The sequence below is a fragment of the Microbacterium sp. LMI12-1-1.1 genome, assembly GCF_040676455.1.
Classification (GTDB): Bacteria; Actinomycetota; Actinomycetes; order Actinomycetales; family Microbacteriaceae; genus Microbacterium.
In genome coordinates this window covers 994,174-1,013,734 of sequence record NZ_JBEGIA010000012.1, presented here as the reverse complement: position 1 = coordinate 1,013,734, position 19,561 = coordinate 994,174, and the positions used below count along the sequence as shown (strand labels likewise).

Here is a 19,561-nt window from a genome sequence, read left to right as displayed (position 1 = left end):
CGCGTCCAGCCCGACCGCCGCGTCTCGAGGAGCCGCCATGCCCGCTACGCCCCTGCCGCCCAGCGGCGCGCTGCCCGAAGACCCGAAGACGTGCGACGCGAGTGGGATGGTGGAGATCCATCGCCTCTTCCGCCGCGGGTTCGGCGAGGCACCCGACCTCATCGGACGGGTGCGCGCGGGCGACACCGCGCACGCAGCGGTCGTCGCGACGCAGCTGGAGACGCTGTCTCTCGGGCTGCACGCACACCACGAGGGTGAGGACGAACGGCTGTGGCCGGCACTCGATGAACGGGCGCCATCCTGCGCCGCGCACGTCGAGCGCATGAAGGCTCAGCACGCCGAGCTGCTCGTGCACCTGACCGCCATGGATCGGGCACTGCCGGCGTGGCGCGCTTCGGCGACCGCAGCGGATGCCGCGCCCGTGCTGGCTGCCCTCGACGGCGTCAACGCGGCGATCGCGGTGCATCTCCCCGACGAGGAGACCAATATCGTGCCCGTCATGGAACACACCATCACCGAGGCCGAGGTGGAGTGGTTCTCGGAGCACGGCCGCACCTCGATCCCCAAGGGCCAGACGTGGCAGCAGCTGGGCGAGATCCTCGCCGCGCAGCCCGACGGCGGCGACGAGTGGCTGCACAAGCACATGCCCGCGCCCGGCCGTCTCGCCTGGCGCTGGATCGGCCGACGCAAGTACGCCGCCCACCGCGTCGCGCTCGAGGGCCGCTGACGCACACCGTGGTTCGCCGCCGACCTCGTTCACTTGCGCTGAACGTACGCGGACGGCACGTTTCGGCGTACGTATAGCGCAAGTGAAGTCGGGGGGGGAGGGATCGGGCGACGACGGAGTCTGCGGTCAGGAGGCGTCGGGCGAGGCGGCCTCGTCGGAGGTGATCAGGATCGCGTTGCCGTCGGGGTCGTCCACGATGGCGGCGTAGGGACCCACGGTCTGCGTCGGCGGCATCCGGCCGCGGTAGCCGGCGTCCATGAGGTCGGCCCAGGTGCTGTCGACGACGGCGTCGTCGCCGACGTAGAACTCCAGCAGCTGCGAATAGCCGCCGCCGGCGGGCGGCGCCCAGGTCGGGTCGAAGCGGGAGGCGAACCCGGTCGTGATCAGCAGCGTGACACCGCTGCCCATGCGGTGCGCGACCACCGGCCGTCCGGGATCAGGGGCGGCGATGTCGAGCCCGAGCCTGCGGTAGAAGCGCACCGAGGCGTCGAGATCCGCCACTTCGAGGACGACCATGCTCAGCTGCAGTTCCATGCGCCCGATTCTGCACGACGGGCCCGACGCCCGCGCTGGCGGCGGCATCCGTTCACTTGCGCTAGATGTACGCGAAAGGCGTGCGTCCCCGTACGTCCAGCGCAAGTGAACTCGTCTGGGAGTGACGCCGCCCGGCCCGAACTACGCGAGGCCGTGCTCGAACGCGAACACGACGAGCTGCACGCGGTCGCGCAGCGCGAGCTTCGTGAGGATGCGGCTGATGTGCGTCTTCACGGTGGCCTCCGAGAGGAACTCCCGCGCGGCGATCTCGGCGTTCGAGAGGCCGCGCGCGGCGAGGGCGAAGATCTCCCGCTCACGGTCGGTGAGGTCGCCGTAGGCGGGCGGCACGGGCCGGGGCGCGGCATCCGTGAAGCGCTCGAAGAGCTCGCGGGTCGCGGATGCCGCGATCACAGCAGATCCGGCATGCACGGTGCGGATCGCGGCGAGGAGGAACTCGGGGTCGGCGTCCTTGAGGAGGAACCCGCTCGCGCCCTGTCGGATGGCCCGGGCCGCCGCCTCGTCGAGATCGAAGGTGGTGAGCATCACGATGCGCGGGGGCTCGGCGTCGGTGAGCAGCTCGGCGGTGGCGGCGAGGCCGTCCATGACGGGCATGCGGATGTCCATGAGCACCACGTCCGGCCGCGACCGGCGCACCGCGTCGATCCCCTCACGGCCGTCGGCCGCCTCGGCGACGACCTCGAGATCGGGCTGCGAGTCGATGAGCATACGGATGCCGGCGCGGAACAGCGCCTGGTCGTCGACGAGCACGACGCGGATCATGCGAGATCTCCGATCGGGATGTGCGCGCGCACGGTGAAGGCGCCGAACTCGTCGGCCGCGTCGAGGCGGCCGCCCGCGAGCTGCGCGCGCTCGCGCATGCCGATGAGTCCGTGGCCGAACCTCCCCGGCTGGGTGCCGGGCACGATGGGGTTGCGCACATCGAGTTCGACGCGATCGGGTAGCCAGGCGAGCCGCACGTCGACGGGGCCGCCGGGGGCACCATGGCGGAGCGCATTCGTCAGTGCCTCCTGCAGGATGCGGTAGACCGCGAGCTGCACGGCCGCCGCCGGTTCGCCCTCGGCCGAGCTGCGCTGCGGTGCGGGGTCGACGTCGACGCGCAGCTCCACGCCGGCGGCGCGCACCTGCGCGTAGAGCTCTTCGAGGTCGGCGATCGTCGGCTGCGGTCCGTCCCCCTGGCGATGGCGCAGCTGGCCGAGGAGCAGCCGCACGTCGGCCAGCGCCGAACGCGCGGTGCTCGAGATCGTCGCCAGCGCATCGGTCGCGACCGCGGGATCGGCCGCGGCGGCGTAGCGCGCTCCGTCGGCCTGGGCGATCACGACCGCGAGCGAGTGCGCGACGACGTCGTGCATGTCGCGGGCGATGCGCACCCGCTCCTGCTCGGCGACGGTCTCCGCCTCGGCGCGCTGCTGCGCCTCGCGATTCTCCCGGGCCCGCACCGCCGTGCGCACGAGCGCGCCGATCGTCCACGAGAGCCCCAGGGCGAAGGCGGCGGCGACGAGCGTGACGAGGGCGATGGGCAGCGTCTGCCACGACAGCCCGCCCCCGGCGAACACCGGTCCGGCGAACAGGTAGACGGTGATCACGAGAGCGCCGACGATCGCGGAGACGAACCCCGCCCAGTACACCGGCCGCACCCCGTACGCCGCCGTGGCGTACAGCACCGCGAAGATCGCGACGTCCGAGAAGCTGGGCGGGCGCCCCAGGCCGATCTGCGCCGCGGCGCCCAGCCACGCGAGCCCGAGCGCGAGGGCGGGCGACAGCCGGCGCACCGCCAGAGCGGCGCTGAAGATGCCGGCGATGAGCAGGCCGAACACGGTGTGCCCGTCCGATCCGATCAGGTACTCCACGCCGAACGCGCCCGTCGCTGTGACCGCCTCGACCGGCCAGGCGACCAGCAGGAAGACCAGCGCGACCGAGACGTCGGTGACGAGCTGGTACGTCTTCAGGCGGCGGAACACCGTTTCACGTTACGGGACGCGCTGTGCGGCGGCATCCGTCCGGAGATGTACCTCGGATGCCGCGGCATCCGTCCTGCGATCCATCGAAAGGTCTGCCGAACCAACCATTGCGCCGCACCGGGTCAGGCTTTACTGTCGCGTCACAGGCCGAAACCGACGGGAAACGTCGGGTCGACAGGATCGGGGTGCAGGGCCGCCGCGGGAGCGGACCCCGCCGGTCCCGCCCGAGGGACGAGGAACACGGCATCCGCCGGTTCACGAACGGAGAGACGATGACGACGGTACGCGCGGCGATTTCGCAGACCACCTGGACGGGCGACAAGGAGTCGATGCTCGACAAGCACGAAGGGTTCGCGCGGGATGCCGCGAGCCAGGGCGCGCAGGTCGTGTGCTTCCAGGAGCTGTTCTACGGCCCCTACTTCGGGATCACGCAGGACAAGAAGTACTACCGCTTCGCCGAGCCGGTCGACGGCCCCATCGTGCAGCGCTTCGCCGCGATCGCCAAGGAGCTCGGGCTCGTGATGGTGCTCCCCATCTACGAGGAGGCCGAGACCGGGGTCTACTACAACACCACGGTGCTGGTCGACGCAGACGGCACCACCCTCGGCATCTACCGCAAGCACCACCTGCCGCACCTCGACCGGTTCTGGGAGAAGTTCTACTTCCGCCCCGGCAACCTCGGGTACCCCGTCTTCGAGACCGCGGTGGGACGCGTCGGCATGTACATCTGCTACGACCGCCACTTCCCCGAGGGATGGCGCGAGCTCGGCCTCGCCGACGCGCACATGGTCTTCAACCCGAACGCCACCAAGCCCGGGCTGTCGAACCGGCTGTGGGAGGTCGAAGGACCCGCCGCGGCCGTCGCCAACGGGTACTTCGTGCTGCAGCCCAACCGCGTCGGCCGCGAGGACAACGAGTACGGCGACCTCGCCGTGGACTTCTACGGCACGAGCCAGGTGATCGATCCGCGGGGCAACTTCGTCGGCGAGCGCGGGTCGGGCGAGCACGAGGAGCTGCTCGTGCGCGACCTCGACCTCGACATGGTGCGCGAGATGCGCGACGACTGGCAGTTCTACCGCGATCGCCGGCCCGACTCGTACACCCGGATCGCGAAGCCGTGACCGATATGCGGTCGTTCCCCTCCCGGTCGTTGAGCGAGGGAGCGCAGCGACCGAGACGAAACGCGCCGAACCGACGTCACGCAGCGGCCGGAGGCGTTTCGGCTCTGCGTTTCGACTCGCAAGCTCGCTCAACGACCGCGTTCCTCGCACGCTCAACGACCGGTGGGAGAGTGGCTCGCGGCGTTTCGACTCGCAAGCTCGCTCAACGACCGGGATCAAGGGAGATGCAATGACCACCACACTCATCAAGGGCGGGACCGTCGTCTCGGCGACCGGTCGCGGCGAAGCGGACGTGCTCATCGACGGCGAGACCATCGCCGCCGTCCTGGCGCCGGGGTCGCAGCTTCTCGGGACGGATGTCGCGGCATCCGTCGACACCGTCATCGACGCCACCGGCAAGTACGTGATCCCCGGCGGCATCGACGCGCACACGCACATGGAGCTGCCGTTCGGCGGCACGAACGCCTCCGACACGTTCGAGACGGGGACCCGGGCGGCGGCCTGGGGCGGCACCACGTCGATCATCGACTTCGCGGTGCAGCGCTACGGCGAGCGCGTGCAGGACGGCCTGGCCGCCTGGCACGAGAAGGCCGCCGGCAACTGCGCGATCGACTACGGCTTCCACCAGATCGTCGGCGGCGTCGACGACGACTCGCTCGCCGCGATGCGGGGCCTCCTCGACGAGGGCGTCTCGAGCTTCAAGCTGTTCATGGCCTACCCCGGCGTCTTCTACTCCGACGACGCGCAGGTGCTGAAGGCGATGCAGGTGTCGGCGGAGACCGGCCTGCTCACGATGATGCACGCCGAGAACGGCCCGGCGATCGACGTGCTGGCGGCGCAGCTGGCGGATGCCGGCAAGAAGGCGCCGTACTACCACGGCATCGCGCGCGCCTGGCAGATGGAGGAAGAGGCCACCCACCGCGCGATCATGCTCGCGAATCTCACCGGCGCGCCCCTCTACACGGTGCACGTGAGCGCCAAGCAGGCGGTCGATCAGATCGCCTGGGCGCGCGACCAAGGCTGGAACGTGTTCGGCGAGACCTGCCCGCAATACCTCTACCTGTCGCTCGAGGAGCAGCTCGGCGCGTTCAGCGAAGAGTGGGGGCAGTTCGAGGGGGCGAAGTGGGTGTGCTCGACGCCGCTGCGGAGCAGCAAGGAGGGCCACCAGCACCACATGTGGCAGGCGCTGCGCACCAACGACATCCAGATGGTCTCGACCGACCACTGCCCGTTCTGCATGAAGGGGCAGAAGGACCTCGGCCTCGACGACTTCCGCGCGATCCCGAACGGCATCGGCTCGGTCGAGCACCGCATGGACCTCATGTACCAGGGTGTCGTCACCGGCAAGATCACGCTCGAGCGGTGGGTGGAGCTCACCTCCACCACGCCCGCGCGCATGTTCGGCCTCTACGGTCGCAAGGGCGTGATCCAGCCGGGCGCCGACGGCGACGTCGTGGTCTACGACCCGAACGGCCACACCAGCATCTCTGCGGCATCCCACCACATGAACATGGACCACTCGGCGTGGGAGGGATTCGAGATCGACGGGCACGTCGACACCGTGATCTCGCGCGGCAAGGTCCTGGTCGACGGCGGCCAGTACCACGGCGCCAAGGGCGACGGCCGCTTCCTCAAGCGCGGCCTCTCGCAGTACCTCATCTGACCATGGCACGTTTCGTCTCTGCGTTTCGTCTCGCTTCGCTCGCTCAAGGACCGGTACGTCACCCGGTCGTCGAGCGAGCGAGGGACGAGCGAGACGAAACGTCACGAACGTAGGAGCACACATGGACTTCGGAGTCGTCCTGCAGACCAATCCGCCCGCCGCGCGCACCGTGCAGCTCGCCCGGCTCGCCGAGGCGCACGGGTTCAGCCACGTGTGGACGTTCGACTCGCACCTGCTGTGGCAGGAGCCCTACGTCATCCACTCCGCGATCCTCGCCGAGACCAAGCGGGTCACCGTCGGGCCGTTCGTCACGAACCCCGCGACGCGCGACTGGACGGTCACCGCATCCGTCTTCGCCACGCTCAACGAGATGTACGGCAACCGCACGATCTGCGGCATCGGCCGCGGTGACTCGGCGGTGCGCGTCACGAACGGCAAGCCGGTGACGATGGCCGAGCTGCGCGAGTCGATCCACGTGATCCGAGAGCTCGCCAATTCCCGCCCGGTCGAGTACAAGGGTGCGACCCTGCAGTTCCCGTGGAGCCGCGGATCGCAGCTCGACGTCTGGGTGGCCGCCTACGGCCCACTGGCGCTGAAGCTCACCGGCGAGGTCGGCGACGGCTTCATCCTGCAGCTCGCGGACGTCGACATCGCCGCCTGGATGATCAAGACGGTGAAGGATGCCGCGGCCGCCGCCGGCCGCGACCCGGAGTCGCTGTCGTTCTGCGTGGCGGCGCCCATGTACATCGGCGAGGACCGGGCGCACATGCGCGACCAGTGCCGGTGGTTCGGCGGGATGGTGGGCAACCACGTCGCCGACATCGTGGCCAAGTACGGCGAGCACGGGGCCGTTCCCGACGCGCTGACGGACTACATCGCCGGTCGCCAGGGATACGACTACAACACGCACGGCAAGGCGGACAACGACCATGTCGACTTCGTGCCCGACGAGATCGTCGAGCGCTTCTGCATCCTCGGGAGTGCCGACGAGCACATCGCCAAGCTCGAGCAGCTGCGCGAGCTCGGCGTCACGCAGTTCGCCGGCTACCTGCAGCACGACAACAAGGAGGAGACCCTCCGCGTCTACGGCGAGACCGTGATCCCTGCGCTTCAGACCCACGTCGCCGCGAAGAAGTGAGGGCTGCGGCATGAGACCGATCGGCTGGTCGGCCCGGAGGCAGGGCGAGCTGCGCGGCTGGATCGCCGCGGGCTGGGGAGCCCTCGGCGTGCTCGCCGTGCTCGTGCTGTGGGAGCTGTACAAGTTCCTCGGCCCCAGCGACGGGTTCGTGGTCGGGGCGGTGGCCGGCGAGTCGGGCTCGGGGGTCATGATCCTGCCGCGCACCCACGACCGCGCCATGCCGCACGTCTGGGACATGGTCGCCCGGCTGTTCGCCCCGACCAGCGGCGGCGACACCCCGCCGCTGTGGGTCTCTGTCGCCGGCGCCGCGCTCGTGACGCTCGGCATCGCGGCCGTCGGCTGGCTGATCGGCGTCGCCGTCGGCGCCGTGCTCGGACTCGTCATGCAGCGCTGGCGCCTGCTGGAGTGGGGCCTGCTCCCCTGGATCGTGGTCAGCCAGATCGTGCCGCTCATCGCGTTCGCCCCGGTCGTCAACGCCATCGGCAATCAGATCGACCGCGGCGGCGGCTCCTGGCCGCAGTGGCTGTCTGTCGCCGTCATCGCGTCGTACCTCGCGTTCTTCCCGGTCGCCGTCGGCGTGCTCCGCGGCCTCGGCTCACCCGACCGCATCCACCTCGATCTGATGAACAGCTACGCCGCCGGCTATTGGCCGACGCTCCTGCGCCTTCGGCTGCCCGCCGCGGTGCCGCACCTGCTGCCCGCGCTCCGGCTCGCCGCCGCGAACGCCGTGCTCGGCGCCGTCGTCGCCGAGGTGTCGATCGGCATGCGCGGCGGGATCGGCCGCATGCTGATCCAGCTCGCCGGCCAGGCCTCGAGCGACCCCGCCGCGCCGTGGGGACCGACGTTCGGCTCGATCGCCCTCGGCCTGATCGCCGCCGGCTCGGTGGCCCTCATCGGCCTCGGACTCGCCAACTACCGCAGAGGAGAGGCCACCGCATGACCCTTCGAGAAGCTCAGGGGCCGTGGGCCGTGCACGCAGCCGCAGTCGGGAAGGTCTTCCCGACGAAGACCGGGGAGGTCGTCGCGCTCACCGAGGTCGAACTGGAGGTCGCCGCCGGCGAGTTCGTGTCGCTCATCGGCCCCTCGGGCTGCGGCAAGTCGACGCTGCTGCGCCTGATCGCCGACCTCGACCAGGCCACCACCGGCACCCTCGAGATCTTCGGCAAGCCGGCCAAGCGCGCCCGCATCGACCAGGACTACGGCATCGCCTTCCAGCAGGCAGGACTCCTGCCGTGGCGCACGGTGGCCGCCAACATCGGACTGCCGCTCGAGCTGCACGGCACCGGCAAGGCCGCGCGGGCGACCCGCGTCGCCGAGCTCGCCGAGCTGGTCGGTCTCTCGGACTTCGTCGACCGGTACCCCGACCAGCTGTCGGGCGGCATGCAGCAGCGCGTCGCCATCGCGCGCGCACTCGCCGCGCGGCCGAGGCTCCTGCTCATGGACGAGCCGTTCGGCGCGCTGGACGAGATGACGCGCGAGCGGCTCCAATCCGAGCTCACACGCATCGCCGCCGAGACATCGGCCGCCGTGGTGTTCGTGACGCACTCGATCCCCGAAGCCGTCTTCCTGTCCGACCGCGTCGTCGTGATGAGCCCGCGTCCCGGCCGCATCACCGACGTCATCGAGACGGGTCTCGGCGATCAGCGCGACGAGGCGCTGCGCGAGTCGCCGGCGTTCTTCGATCGCGTCACCGCCGTCCGCGAGGCCTTGCACGGCTCGCCCGTCGCGAGGGCGAGTGAATCATGACGGATACGGCGACCACGATGCTGCCCGCCCCGCCGACGCCGGCGGGCAAGGCGCAGCGCCCCGAGCCCGGCGAGCGCGAGCTTCCAGGGTGGCTGCGGTGGGTGGCGCCCGTCGTGGTCGGCATCCTGATCCTCGCGATCTGGATCTTCTGGGTCGACGTGCTCGGCACCGCGCCCCGGATGCTGCCGAGCCCGATCGCGATCGCGGAGGAGTTCGTCCGCCGGTTCCCGATCATCCTCGACGACATGAGGATCACGGCCACGAACGCGCTGATCGGGCTCGTGGTCGGATCCCTCCTCGCGCTCTTGTTCGCGGGACTCGCCGCCGCGGCCCGGCCCATCGACGGCATGCTCGCCCCGCTGGTGTCGGCCTTGGCGGTCATCCCGATCGTCGCGGTCACGCCGATCCTCAACACGATGTTCGGCGCGTCAAGCCAGTTCGGGCGCCAGGCGGTGGCGACGATCGCGGCCTTCATCCCCGTGTTCGTCAACGTCCTGCGCGGCCTTCGTCAGACCCGGCCCGTGCATCGCGATCTGCTGCGCTCGTCGGCGGCATCCGGCTTCCAGACGTTCCGCGTGCTCACCCTGCCGACCGCGCTCCCCTACCTGATGACGGGCCTGCGCATCGCCAGCTCGCTCGCCGTGATCGCCGCGTTGGTCGCCGAGTACTTCGGCGGCCCGGCCGACGGCATCGGCACCGCCATCGCGACTTACGCGAAATCGGGGCGCGCCGCCCTCGCATGGGCCTATGTCCTCGGCGGCATCATCATCGGCCTCGTGTTCTTCCTCGTGACCTCGCTGCTGGAGCGGCTGGCGACGAGGCGGTCGCCGGGCTGACCGGCGGGTATCGACAGGCTCTACCACCAAGAAAAGACGCACCACACGAAAGGAACGCAATGAGACACAGCAACTCACGCAGGTCCGGCATCCGACGTGGGCTGGCCGCGGCATCCGTCGCGACCATCGCGGCACTCGCCCTCGCCGCCTGCTCCGGCTCGGGCGACACCGATGACAGCAGCGACGACGCGGACTTCGAACCGCTCAGCTCGATCAAGCTGCAGCTGCAGTGGCTGCCGCAGGCGCAGTTCGCCGGCTACTACGTCGCCCAGGAGCAGGGCTACTTCGAGGAGGAGGGCTTCGACGACGTCGAGATCGTGCCGTCGGGCGGTGACATCGTGCCGCAGGACGCCCTCGTCGCGGGCGATGTCGACTTCGCGATCGCCTGGGTGCCGAAGGTGCTCGGCACGCTCGAGGCGACGGGCGTCGAGCTCACCGACATCGCGCAGGTGTTCCAGAAGTCGGGCACCCTGCAGGTCGCGTGGAAGGGCGATGGCATCACGTCCGTCTCGGACTTCGAAGGCAAGCGCATCGGCTCGTGGGGCTTCGGCAACGAGTGGGAGATCTTCGCCGCGATGGCCGCCGAGGACCTCGATTCCACCTCCGTGTCGATCACGACCCAGGACTTCTCGATGAACGCCCTGCTCGACCGTGACGTCGACGCCGCCCAGGCGATGACGTACAACGAGTGGGCGCAGATCCTCGAGGTCGTGAACCCGGAGACGGGCGAGCTCTACCAGCCCGAGGACTTCGACGTCATCTCGTACGAAGACACCGAGGGCGCCATGCTGCAGGACGCGATCTGGGCGGACACCCAGCGCCTCGAGGAGGACCCGGCGTACGCCGACGCGGCCGTCCGGTTCCTGAAAGCCGTGACCAAGGGCTGGATCTACGCGCGCGACAACCCCGAGGAGGCTGCGACGATCGTCTACGACATCGCCTCCAACGCCGAGGCCGCGTTCCCCGTGGGCCCCGTGCACCAGCTGTGGCAGATGAACGAGGTCAACAAGCTCATCTGGACGGGTGCCGACTTCGGGCTCGTCGATGAGGCCGCGTGGGACAAGACCGTGGCCGGAGCGCTGTCGGCCAAGAACCAGGACGACCTCGAGCTCATCACCACGGAGCCCGCCGACTCGGCCTACTCGAACGAGTACATCGAGAAGGCGCTCGCCGAGCTGAAGGACGAGGGCGTCGAGGTCGCCGGCGAGTACACGCCGATCGACGTCACCCTCACCGAGGGCGGTCAGTAGGTCGGGATGCGTTTCGTCTCGCTCGTTCCTCGCTCGCTCAACGACCGGGCTCCGCGCTCGGTCGTTGAGCGGGCGAGGAACGCGGTCGTTGTGCGAGCTTGCGAGTCGAAACGCAGAGACGAAACGCCCTGAGCGAGACGAAACGCCCTTGACCCGGCGACGGAGAACGGGAAGCGTGGCCGCATGACCGAAGATCTCGACGCGCTCGCGAAGCAGCTCGACCGCGAGCACGTGTTCCACTCCTGGTCCGCGCAGGCCGGGCTCGACCTCCCCGTCATCGCGGGCGGCGCCGGAACAGTGGTGTGGGATCACGCCGGCCGTCGCACGCTCGACTTCTCGAGCCAGCTGGTGAACGTCAACATCGGGCACCAGCATCCTGCCGTCGTCGCGGCCATCCGGGCGCAGGCCGACGAGCTCGCGACGATCGGCCCCGCCACGGCCAACCTCGCCCGCGGCCGGGCGGCGCAGCGCATCCTCGGCAAGGCGCCGGACGGCTTCGCCAAGGTCTTCTTCACCAACGGCGGCGCCGACGCGATCGAGAACGCGATCCGCATGGCCCGCCTTCACACCGGCCGCGACACGGTCCTCTCGACCTACCGGTCGTACCACGGCAACACCGGGGCGGCGATCGTCGCGACCGGCGACTGGCGACGGATGCCGAATCAGTTCGCCCGCGGCCACGTGCACTTCTTCGGTCCGTATCTGTACCGCTCCGAGTTCTGGGCGACCACGCCCGAGGAAGAGTCGGAGCGGGCGCTGCACCACCTCGAGCGCGTCATCCAGTCGGAGGGCCCCTCGACGATCGCGGCGCTGCTGCTCGAGTCGATTCCGGGCACCGCCGGCATCCTGCTGCCGCCCCCCGGCTACCTCGCCGGTGTGCGGGCGCTGGCCGACCGATACGGCATCGTGCTGATCCTCGACGAGGTCATGGCCGGGTTCGGCCGGACCGGGCGCTGGTTCGCGTTCCAGGGGTACGACGTCGTGCCCGACCTCATCACCTTCGCGAAGGGCGTGAACTCCGGCTACGTCCCGGTGGGCGGCGTGATCATCTCGGACGAGATCTCGGCGACCTTCGACGACCGCGTCTTCCCCGGCGGGCTCACGTACTCCGGGCACCCGCTGGCGGCGGCATCCATCATCGCCTCCATCGACGCGATGGAGGCGGAGGGCATCGTCGACAACGCCCGCCGCGTGGGCGAGGACGCGATCGGCCCGGGGCTGCGCGACCTCGCGGCGCGGCATCCGCTCATCGGCGAGGTGCGGGGCGAAGGCGTCTTCTGGGCACTCGAGCTCGTCTCGGACCGCGAGTCGCGCGAGCCGGTGGGCGCAGACGTGATCGGCCGGCTCAAGAAGGAGCTCACCTCGCGCGGCCTGCTGCCGTTCGCCGCCGACAACCGGATCCACGTCGTGCCGCCCTGCGTCGTCACCGACGGGGAGGTGCAGGAGGCGATCGCGATCTACGATGAAGCCCTGACGAGCGTCGAGGAAGACGGTCCCTGAGCCTGTCGAAGGGCTGACGCGTGCATCCCGCACTGCTGGGCGATCACGAGTCGCTCAGGCGGATTCCAAAGGAGGAACACGACAATGACGGACACGATGGAGCACACCGAGACGGTGGATGCCGACACGACTGTCCTGGATCACTGGGTGAACGGCGCCCCCTGGGCGGGGGCATCCGATCGCACCGGACAGGTGTTCAACCCCGCACTCGGCATCGTGCAGAAGCAGGTGCGGTTCGCATCGCGCGCCGATGTGGGCGAAGCGGTCGACGCCGCCTCGGCGGCGTGGGCGCTCTGGCGCGACGCGTCGATCGCGAAGCGCCAGGCGGTGCTGTTCAACTTCCGCGAGCTGCTGAACCAGCGCAAGCAGGAGCTCGCGGAGATCCTGACCGCCGAGCACGGCAAGGTGCTCTCGGACGCTCTGGGCGAGATCGCCCGCGGCATGGAGGTCGTCGAGTTCGCGTGCGGCGTGGGGCACCTCACCAAGGGCGCCTACTCCGAGAACGTCTCGACCGGCATCGACGTGTACACGCTCCGCCAGCCGCTGGGCGTCGTCGGCATCATCAGCCCCTTCAACTTCCCGGCGATGGTGCCGCTGTGGTTCTTCTCCGTCGCGCTCGCCGCCGGCAACGCGGTGGTGCTCAAGCCCAGCGAGAAGGACCCGACCGCCGCCAACTGGATGGCGGCGCTCCTGACCGAGGCGGGCCTGCCGGAGGGCGTCTTCAACGTCGTGCACGGCGACAAGGAGGCCGTCGACGCGCTCCTCGAGCACCCCGACGTGCGCGGGATCTCGTTCGTCGGCTCGACGCCGATCGCCAAGTACGTCTATGAGACGGCGACCGCGCACGGCAAGCGCGTGCAGGCGTTCGGCGGCGCCAAGAACCACATGCTGGTGCTTCCGGATGCCGACCTCGACCTCGCCGCGGACGCCGCTGTGAACGCCGGCTTCGGCTCGGCGGGCGAGCGCTGCATGGCGATCTCGGTGGTGCTGGCCGTCGACACGGTGGCCGATGAGTTCGTGGCCAAGGTGTCGGAGCGGATGAAGACGCTCCGCACCGGCGATGGCATGCGCGGGTGCGACATGGGCCCTCTCATCACCGGGCAGCACCGTGACAAGGTCACCTCGTACATCGACGTGGCGGCCTCCGACGGCGCGTCGGTGGTCGTCGACGGTCGCGACGTCGACATCGACGGCGACCCGAACGGCTTCTGGCTCGGCCCGACCCTCATCGACAACGTGCCGACGACCTCGTCGGTGTACGCGGACGAGGTGTTCGGCCCGGTGCTCTCGGTCGTGCGGGTCGACGGCTACGAGGAGGGCCTCGACATCATCAACGCCAGCCCGTACGGCAACGGCACCGCCATCTTCACCAACGACGGCGGCGCGGCGCGGCGCTTCCAGCATGAGGCGACCGTGGGCATGATCGGCATCAACGTGCCGATCCCGGTGCCCGTCGCGTACCACTCCTTCGGAGGCTGGAAGGCGTCGCACTTCGGAGACACGAAGGCGTACGGCCCTCACGCGTTCGAGTTCTTCACCGCCGAGAAGGCCGTCACCTCACGCTGGCTCGACCCGTCGCACGGCGGGATCAACCTGGGCTTCCCGCAGCACGACTGACCGGGCGCCCGTCCGCAGGCGGTCGCCGGCGCGTGCCGCGGCACCGCCGATGTCCGCCTGCGGACCGGCACCCTTCAAAAACCCCGATGAACTTCCGGGTCACACAGCCCCAACGAACTTCCGGTTCACACGACCCCAATAAACTTCCGGTTCACACGGCCCCAGGGAACTTCCGGTTCACACGGCCCCAGGGAACTTCCGGGTCACACGACCCCAATGAACTTCCGGGTCACACGACCCCAATGAAGTCCCGGTTCACGGAGTGGGCCCCGGGGTTCGTGCCGCAGAGGGGTGGACCGGCGTTCTTGTGTGAACCAGAAGTTCATTGAGCGATCCGGCAAGTGGCGCGCCCGCCGCGTACGGGGGTGCGCCGACCCCCTGCGCCCGCTGGGTCAGCCCTCGCGCGGCGGCACGAAGACCGTCACCGCGCGGGGGACGGCGACGCAGCGCAGCGTGAAGCCGGTGGGCGCCCGCTCTTCGAGCTCGCCGTCGTGGACGAAGACCGAGGGATGCCGCTCTTCGAGGCGCACCGTCATCGCGAACTCCGCGATGAGCAGACGCTCGACGTCGGAGCGAGGCGGCATGAGCCGCACCGCCCGCAGCACGGCGGCGGTGCGCCGCCCGAACGCGAGGGACGCCATCGCGCGCAGCCGTGAGCCGCGCGCGTGGTGGATGCGGACGTCGAGTGTCGGTTCGACGAGCGTCTCTCGCTGCATCGTCGCGACGCGCTGGGGATCATTGCGCCCGATGCCGACGAACACGGACCACACGCGCGCCCGCCGGCCGTCGCGCACGATCGTCAGCGACTCCGCCGTCCTGAGCGTCCGCCAGGCGGCGACGATCCCGCCCAGCCATTTGCCGAGGGACTGCCGCCGGCGATCGCGCTCGTCGATCAGCTCGGGGTAGGTGCCCACCGACACCGCGTTGAGCGCCAGGATCGGCTCGCCGTCGTCCGCCCGGGCCTCGATCGCGCTCACCTCGATCGTGGTGCCGCTCTGGAGCGCGTCGATGGCCGTGTCCACGTCGTCGAGGCCCGCCGAGCGGGCGAAGTGGTTGAAGGTGCCACCCGGCATCACCAGGAGCGGACGCCCGTGCTCCCGGGCGAGCGCCGCCATCCGCGACACCGAGCCGTCCCCGCCGTAGACGCCCAGGACGGCGGGGGGTTCCTCCGACCGCATCGCACCGGCGACCACCTCGGCGAGGTCCTCCCCGTCGGCGAGCTCGTGGATCGTGGCCTCGGGCAGTCGCGCAGCGAAGGTCCCGGCGGGGTCCGCCCGCACCACGGCGGTGCCGGAGGCGGCGTTGCGCACGATGAAGACTCCCCGGCCGTCGGCGAACGCGGGCGGCTCGGATGAGGACGGCATGCTCCTGAGGCTACCCGCGGACTCAGGCAGGGAAGACCGGCCTGTTCTCGTAGAAGGTCTGGAGCACGACCGTGGTGCGTGTGTTGACCGAAGCCGACGATCGGATGTCGCGGATGAGCGTCTCCAGGTGCCGGGGGGAAGCGACCCGCACCAGCAGCATGTAGCTCGCGTCGCCGGCGATCGAGTGGCACGCCTCGATCTCGGACAGGTGCTCGAGAAGCTCGGGCGCGTTGTCGGGCTGGCCGGGATCGAGCGGCGTGATCTCGACGAATGCGGCGAGCGGCTTGCCGACGGATTCGGCGTCGACGAGTGCGCGATAGCCCGTGATGACGCCACGAGCCTCCAGCCGGCGCAGCCGGGTCTGCACGGCCGAGACCGAGAGGCCGACGGCCGCGGACAGCTCGGCCAGCGTCGCGCGCGCATTGCGCGACACTTCGCGAACGATCCCCGCATCGATGTCGTCGTCGAGGCGTCCGAGGCCGTCTTCGCTCATGCCCCGACACTACCAGCGGCCGCCTGCATCGACAGGAAGTCTTCCTGTCGATCATTCATATCGCCGGAACATATCCCGTAGACTCGACCTCGAGATCATCCTCGACTCGAAGATCGGAGGTTCACATGTCCATCCACGCCCGCACCACGCAGGTCATCGTCGGCGAACCCGAGGTCGTCGAGGACCCCCGGCTCGCCGAGACCAGCGACGCCTGGCGGCAGCTCAAAGAGGCGGCGACCTCGATCCAGGCCCTGCAGGCGCAGGACGGCTCGATTCCGGATGCCGCCGCACGCGTCGACGCTCGTACCCACGTCGCCGGGATCGTCGCAGGCATCCGCGCTCTCGCGCCCGCGTTCCCGCACGACGCCGAGTACCTCGCCGCGTCGGTGCGCGACTTCGAGCGCTGGGCGGACGAGGGCTTCGGCATCCCGGACTTCCTCGATTCGCTGCAGGCGTTCCAGCCGCAGCAGGACCGGGCCGACGGCATCCGTCATCTCGTCGTCTTCCCGATGTACACGCAGAACGGCTCGAGCGACCGTCGCGTCGAGGCGGTGCTCGTCGAGGTGATCTGGCCCGAGTTCATCGCGCGGCTCGAGGCCGGCGACTACGGCAACAAGCTGTTCGTGTCGCTGCGGTTCCTCGACTTCACGCCCGGCTACGACACCAACAGCGCTGTGCTCTTTCCTGAGACCGTCGCGATGCGCGAGATCCCCCGCTTCACGTGGGGCGCGATCTTCCAGGACCGCGAGGCGGCGCGCTACCGCCGCGTCGTGCGGGCCGCCGCCGAGATCACGAAGCTCGACCTGCCCGCGGATGCCGCGCGCATGCTCGACGACCAGGCGCTCACCGAGAAGACGTTCGTGATGTGGGACATCATCCACGACCGCACGCATATGCGCGGCGACCTGCCGTTCGATCCGTTCATGATCAAGCAGCGGATGCCGTACTTCCTGTACTCGCTGGAGGAGCTGCGGTGCGACCTCACGGCGTTCCGCGAGTGCGTGGCGATCCAGCGTCGGCTGTCGGCGCGCGCGGACGCCGGCGAGAGCCTGGACGCCGCAGAGGCGGAAATGCTCGAGCACGCGAAGCTCGTGCAGTACGCCGTGATCTTCGACCGGATCTTCCGCTTCGCGATCACCGGCTCGCGCGTGCGCAACTATGACGGGCTCGGCGGCCAGCTGCTGTTCGCGTGGCTGCACCAGCGCGACGTGCTGCACTGGACCGACACGGCGCTGGCATTCGACTGGGAGAACGTGCCCGCCGCCGTCGTCGCGCTCGGCGAGGCGATCGACGACCTCTACTGGCGCTCGATCGACCGACCCAAGACCGCGCACTGGCTCGCCGCGTACGACCTGGTGCGGACGACGCTGACACCCAACCCGGCATCGCATTGGGCGCGCGGACTCCCCGATGAGATCCTCGCCGGAGCACCCAAGGGCTACACCGACGCCGTCATGGACGACGAGTTCCCGCTCTCGATGTTCTTCGAAGCGCTCGACAAGAAGATGAAGCCGGTCATCGAGTCGACCGCCGGCATCACCGGCCGCGTCTCCTGACATCACCGACGTCCTCGGCGGGAGCGCAGGGTCTCGCCGAGGACCCGCGGCCGTCGACGGCCGTCGAGACCGTGCGCCCGAGGCGTGGAAGGGTAGGAGCATGAGCGTCACAGGCAGGCTTGTGGTCATCTCGGGCGCGACGAGCGCCTCCGGTCTCGCGGCGACCCGCGAGCTCGTCGCCGCAGGCGCCCGCGTCGTCGCGGTCGGCCATGACGCGCAGAAGCTGCGGGAGCTCGCGGACTCCCTCGACACGGGCGCCGGCGCCGCCGAGGCCGGCCAGGCGGGAAGCCTCCGCACCGAGATCTGCGACCTGACGGACGAAGCGGACGTCACCGCCCTCGTCGAGCGCGTGCACGCCACCGACGGCCGCGTCGACGGAGTGCTCCACCTCGTCGGCGGATGGCGGGGCGGCGGCGGCCTCGCGGGGCAGACCGAGGAGGACTACCGCTTCCTCGAGCGCTCGCTCACCGCACTCCGCCACGTCAGCCGCGCGTTCGACGCCGATCTGCGAGCGTCGTCCTCCGCGCGCACCGCCATCGTGTCCTCGACGGCGGTCGAGCGCCCGCTCGCCGGCGGCGCCAGCTACGCCGCCATCAAGGCCGCGAGCGAGGCGTGGGCGCGAGCCGTCGCTCAGGGGTTCGCGAAGGCCGCGAAGGACTCCGGGCAGCCGCTGGCCGCGGCATCCGTCATCTTCCGCACCAAGAGCCTCGACGGCCTCGAGGAGGCACTCGCGCAGTGGTTCGCCGATCTGTGGGCGACACCCGCCGCCGAGACGAACGACACGATCGTCGAACTCACCGACCCTTCGCTCTGACGATCCCCGGCGGAGCCGGGTCGCCGCGCGAACTAGATTGGACACCCGTGACCACGATCCACGACCCGAACCTGCGGGGCTTCGCCTCGGACAACTACTCCGGCATCCACCCCGAGGTGCTGGCCGCGATCGCCGCCGCCAACGACGGCCACCAGGTCTCGTACGGCGACGACGTCTACACCGCGCGTCTGCAGGAGGTCATGGCCCGCCACTTCGGCGAGGGCGTCGAGGCGTACCCGGTGTTCAACGGCACCGGTGCGAACGTCGTCGGGCTGCAGTCGATGCTCCCCCGCTGGGGAGCCGTCGTCACGGCGGGCACCGCGCACATCAACGTCGACGAGGGCGGCGCCCCCGAACGCGTGGCCGGCATCAAGCTGCTGACCGTGCCCACCGACGACGGCAAGCTCACGCCCGAGCTCATCGACCGCGAAGCCTGGGGCTGGGGCGACGAGCACCGCGCGCAGCCGCTCACCGTGTCGATCACGCAGTCCACCGAGCTCGGCACGCTGTACACCATCGACGAGATCACCGCGATCGCCGACCACGCGCACAGCCTGGGCATGCGCGTGCACATGGATGGCTCGCGCATCTCCAACGCCGCCGCGTCGCTGGGGGTCTCGTTCCGGGCGTTCACCCGCGACGCGGGCGTCGACGTGCTGAGCTTCGGCGGCACCAAGAACGGCGTCATGCTCGGAGAGGCGATCGTGGTGCTGAACCCGGAGGCATCCGAGGGGCTGAAGTTCCTGCGCAAGCTCGACATGCAGCTCGCGTCGAAGATGCGCTTCGTGTCGGCGCAGCTGCTCGCCCTGCTCGAGGGCGACCTGTGGCTGCGCAACGCATCCCACTCCAACGCGATGGCGCAGCGCCTGCGCGCGGGCATCGAGGCCGGTCTCGCCGACGGCTCGATCCGCGGCATCGCGTTCACGCAGCCGACGCAGGCGAACGGCGTCTTCGCCACCCTGCCCGACGGCGTCGCGGACCGCCTCCGCACGTCCTTCAAGTTCTACGACTGGGATGCCGCGAAGAACGAGGTGCGCTGGATGTGCAGCTTCGACACCTCCGAGAACGACATCGACGCCTTCCTCGCCGCGATCGCCCGCGAGACCTCCGCCCCTGGTCGTTGAGCGAGCGAGGAACGAGCGAGACGAAACGCCCCCACACCCGGCGCAGCGGCCAGGTTCGGGGCGTTTCGTCTCGGGCGCCAGAGCGCCCTTCGCTCACGA

Annotated in this window: 18 protein-coding genes; 13 read left to right on the top strand and 5 right to left on the bottom strand. The window is 70.0% G+C overall.

Features of this window, described 5'->3' with window-relative positions:
• Window positions 1–37 precede the first annotated feature (37 nt).
• Window positions 38–727, top strand: a complete 690-nt coding sequence (locus MRBLMI12_RS13085; protein ID WP_363356894.1) for a hemerythrin domain-containing protein — start codon at window positions 38–40, stop codon at window positions 725–727.
• 126 nt (window positions 728–853) lie between these two features.
• Here the strand turns inward: MRBLMI12_RS13085 and MRBLMI12_RS13080 are convergent, their stop codons facing one another.
• The 3 genes from MRBLMI12_RS13080 to MRBLMI12_RS13070 all read right to left on the bottom strand — a co-directional run bounded on the left by MRBLMI12_RS13080 (window position 854) and on the right by MRBLMI12_RS13070 (window position 3,240).
• Window positions 854–1,261, bottom strand: a complete 408-nt coding sequence (locus tag MRBLMI12_RS13080; protein ID WP_363356893.1) for a VOC family protein — start codon at window positions 1,259–1,261, stop codon at window positions 854–856.
• 141 nt (window positions 1,262–1,402) lie between these two features.
• The gene (locus tag MRBLMI12_RS13075; protein WP_363356892.1) at window positions 1,403–2,041 is read right to left on the bottom strand and encodes a response regulator transcription factor; all 639 of its coding nucleotides are present in this window, start codon (window positions 2,039–2,041) and stop codon (window positions 1,403–1,405) included.
• Window positions 2,038–3,240, bottom strand: coding sequence for a sensor histidine kinase (locus MRBLMI12_RS13070; RefSeq protein WP_363356891.1), 1,203 nt, complete (start codon window positions 3,238–3,240; stop codon window positions 2,038–2,040). Before MRBLMI12_RS13070 ends, MRBLMI12_RS13075 begins: the two co-directional genes overlap by 4 nt.
• A 272-nt stretch (window positions 3,241–3,512) precedes the next feature.
• Here MRBLMI12_RS13070 and MRBLMI12_RS13065 point away from each other — a divergent pair, with 272 nt between their 5' ends.
• From MRBLMI12_RS13065 to MRBLMI12_RS13025, 9 genes are all read left to right on the top strand, one after another.
• Window positions 3,513–4,361 carry a nitrilase-related carbon-nitrogen hydrolase gene (locus MRBLMI12_RS13065; protein WP_363356890.1) on the top strand — a complete coding sequence of 283 codons (849 nt, stop codon included), beginning with the start codon at window positions 3,513–3,515 and terminating at the stop codon, window positions 4,359–4,361.
• 229 nt (window positions 4,362–4,590) lie between these two features.
• Entirely contained in the window at window positions 4,591–6,024 is a 1,434-nt protein-coding gene (gene hydA / locus MRBLMI12_RS13060) for a dihydropyrimidinase (protein WP_363356889.1), read from the top strand.
• Between the two features lie 121 nt (window positions 6,025–6,145).
• Window positions 6,146–7,162, top strand: coding sequence for a TIGR03842 family LLM class F420-dependent oxidoreductase (locus MRBLMI12_RS13055; protein ID WP_363356888.1), 1,017 nt, complete (start codon window positions 6,146–6,148; stop codon window positions 7,160–7,162).
• Window positions 7,163–7,172: 10 nt separating this feature from the next.
• Window positions 7,173–8,102 carry an ABC transporter permease gene (locus MRBLMI12_RS13050; protein ID WP_363356887.1) on the top strand — a complete coding sequence of 310 codons (930 nt, stop codon included), beginning with the start codon at window positions 7,173–7,175 and terminating at the stop codon, window positions 8,100–8,102.
• Window positions 8,099–8,908 (top strand): ABC transporter ATP-binding protein, encoded by an 810-nt coding sequence (locus MRBLMI12_RS13045; protein WP_363356886.1) that lies wholly within the window; start codon window positions 8,099–8,101, stop codon window positions 8,906–8,908. The genes MRBLMI12_RS13050 and MRBLMI12_RS13045 overlap by 4 nt, the downstream gene beginning before the upstream one ends.
• Entirely contained in the window at window positions 8,905–9,744 is an 840-nt protein-coding gene (locus MRBLMI12_RS13040) for an ABC transporter permease (RefSeq protein ID WP_349426301.1), read from the top strand. The genes MRBLMI12_RS13045 and MRBLMI12_RS13040 overlap by 4 nt, the downstream gene beginning before the upstream one ends.
• Window positions 9,745–9,803: 59 nt before the next feature.
• A complete protein-coding gene (locus MRBLMI12_RS13035; protein ID WP_363356885.1) occupies window positions 9,804–10,994 on the top strand; it encodes an ABC transporter substrate-binding protein in 1,191 nt (396 codons plus the stop codon).
• 183 nt (window positions 10,995–11,177) lie between these two features.
• Entirely contained in the window at window positions 11,178–12,494 is a 1,317-nt protein-coding gene (locus MRBLMI12_RS13030; protein WP_363356884.1) for an aspartate aminotransferase family protein, read from the top strand.
• 84 nt (window positions 12,495–12,578) lie between these two features.
• On the top strand, window positions 12,579–14,111 hold the full coding sequence (locus MRBLMI12_RS13025; protein ID WP_363356883.1) for a CoA-acylating methylmalonate-semialdehyde dehydrogenase: 1,533 nt from the start codon (window positions 12,579–12,581) through the stop codon (window positions 14,109–14,111).
• A gap of 392 nt (window positions 14,112–14,503) precedes the next feature.
• On the opposite strand, the gene MRBLMI12_RS13020 is transcribed toward MRBLMI12_RS13025, so the two are convergent.
• Entirely contained in the window at window positions 14,504–15,475 is a 972-nt protein-coding gene (locus MRBLMI12_RS13020) for a diacylglycerol/lipid kinase family protein (protein WP_363356882.1), read from the bottom strand.
• 22 nt (window positions 15,476–15,497) lie between these two features.
• The gene (locus tag MRBLMI12_RS13015; protein WP_363356881.1) at window positions 15,498–15,968 is read right to left on the bottom strand and encodes an Lrp/AsnC family transcriptional regulator; all 471 of its coding nucleotides are present in this window, start codon (window positions 15,966–15,968) and stop codon (window positions 15,498–15,500) included.
• A gap of 125 nt (window positions 15,969–16,093) precedes the next feature.
• Here MRBLMI12_RS13015 and MRBLMI12_RS13010 point away from each other — a divergent pair, with 125 nt between their 5' ends.
• The 3 genes from MRBLMI12_RS13010 (at window position 16,094) to MRBLMI12_RS13000 (ending at window position 19,462) form a co-directional block, all read left to right on the top strand.
• A complete protein-coding gene (locus MRBLMI12_RS13010; protein ID WP_363356880.1) occupies window positions 16,094–17,524 on the top strand; it encodes a DUF6421 family protein in 1,431 nt (476 codons plus the stop codon).
• A 100-nt stretch (window positions 17,525–17,624) separates the two neighbouring features.
• A complete protein-coding gene (locus tag MRBLMI12_RS13005; protein ID WP_363356879.1) occupies window positions 17,625–18,338 on the top strand; it encodes an SDR family NAD(P)-dependent oxidoreductase in 714 nt (237 codons plus the stop codon).
• A gap of 47 nt (window positions 18,339–18,385) precedes the next feature.
• A complete protein-coding gene (locus MRBLMI12_RS13000; RefSeq protein ID WP_363356878.1) occupies window positions 18,386–19,462 on the top strand; it encodes a threonine aldolase family protein in 1,077 nt (358 codons plus the stop codon).
• The last annotated feature ends 99 nt before the right edge of the window (window positions 19,463–19,561 follow it).

Bases quoted from the DNA above. Each gene is read 5' to 3' on its own strand.
- MRBLMI12_RS13085 (WP_363356894.1), top strand. From the start codon at position 38: ATGCCCGCTACGCCCCTGCCGCCCAGCGGCGCGCTGCCCGAAGACCCG.
- MRBLMI12_RS13080 (WP_363356893.1), bottom strand. From the start codon at position 1,261: ATGGAACTGCAGCTGAGCATGGTCGTCCTCGAAGTGGCGGATCTCGAC.
- MRBLMI12_RS13075 (WP_363356892.1), bottom strand. From the start codon at position 2,041: ATGATCCGCGTCGTGCTCGTCGACGACCAGGCGCTGTTCCGCGCCGGC.
- MRBLMI12_RS13065 (WP_363356890.1), top strand. From the start codon at position 3,513: ATGACGACGGTACGCGCGGCGATTTCGCAGACCACCTGGACGGGCGAC.
- hydA (WP_363356889.1), top strand. From the start codon at position 4,591: ATGACCACCACACTCATCAAGGGCGGGACCGTCGTCTCGGCGACCGGT.
- MRBLMI12_RS13055 (WP_363356888.1), top strand. From the start codon at position 6,146: ATGGACTTCGGAGTCGTCCTGCAGACCAATCCGCCCGCCGCGCGCACC.
- MRBLMI12_RS13050 (WP_363356887.1), top strand. From the start codon at position 7,173: ATGAGACCGATCGGCTGGTCGGCCCGGAGGCAGGGCGAGCTGCGCGGC.
- MRBLMI12_RS13045 (WP_363356886.1), top strand. From the start codon at position 8,099: ATGACCCTTCGAGAAGCTCAGGGGCCGTGGGCCGTGCACGCAGCCGCA.
- MRBLMI12_RS13040 (WP_349426301.1), top strand. From the start codon at position 8,905: ATGACGGATACGGCGACCACGATGCTGCCCGCCCCGCCGACGCCGGCG.
- MRBLMI12_RS13035 (WP_363356885.1), top strand. From the start codon at position 9,804: ATGAGACACAGCAACTCACGCAGGTCCGGCATCCGACGTGGGCTGGCC.
- MRBLMI12_RS13030 (WP_363356884.1), top strand. From the start codon at position 11,178: ATGACCGAAGATCTCGACGCGCTCGCGAAGCAGCTCGACCGCGAGCAC.
- MRBLMI12_RS13025 (WP_363356883.1), top strand. From the start codon at position 12,579: ATGACGGACACGATGGAGCACACCGAGACGGTGGATGCCGACACGACT.
- MRBLMI12_RS13020 (WP_363356882.1), bottom strand. From the start codon at position 15,475: ATGCCGTCCTCATCCGAGCCGCCCGCGTTCGCCGACGGCCGGGGAGTC.
- MRBLMI12_RS13015 (WP_363356881.1), bottom strand. From the start codon at position 15,968: ATGAGCGAAGACGGCCTCGGACGCCTCGACGACGACATCGATGCGGGG.
- MRBLMI12_RS13010 (WP_363356880.1), top strand. From the start codon at position 16,094: ATGTCCATCCACGCCCGCACCACGCAGGTCATCGTCGGCGAACCCGAG.
- MRBLMI12_RS13005 (WP_363356879.1), top strand. From the start codon at position 17,625: ATGAGCGTCACAGGCAGGCTTGTGGTCATCTCGGGCGCGACGAGCGCC.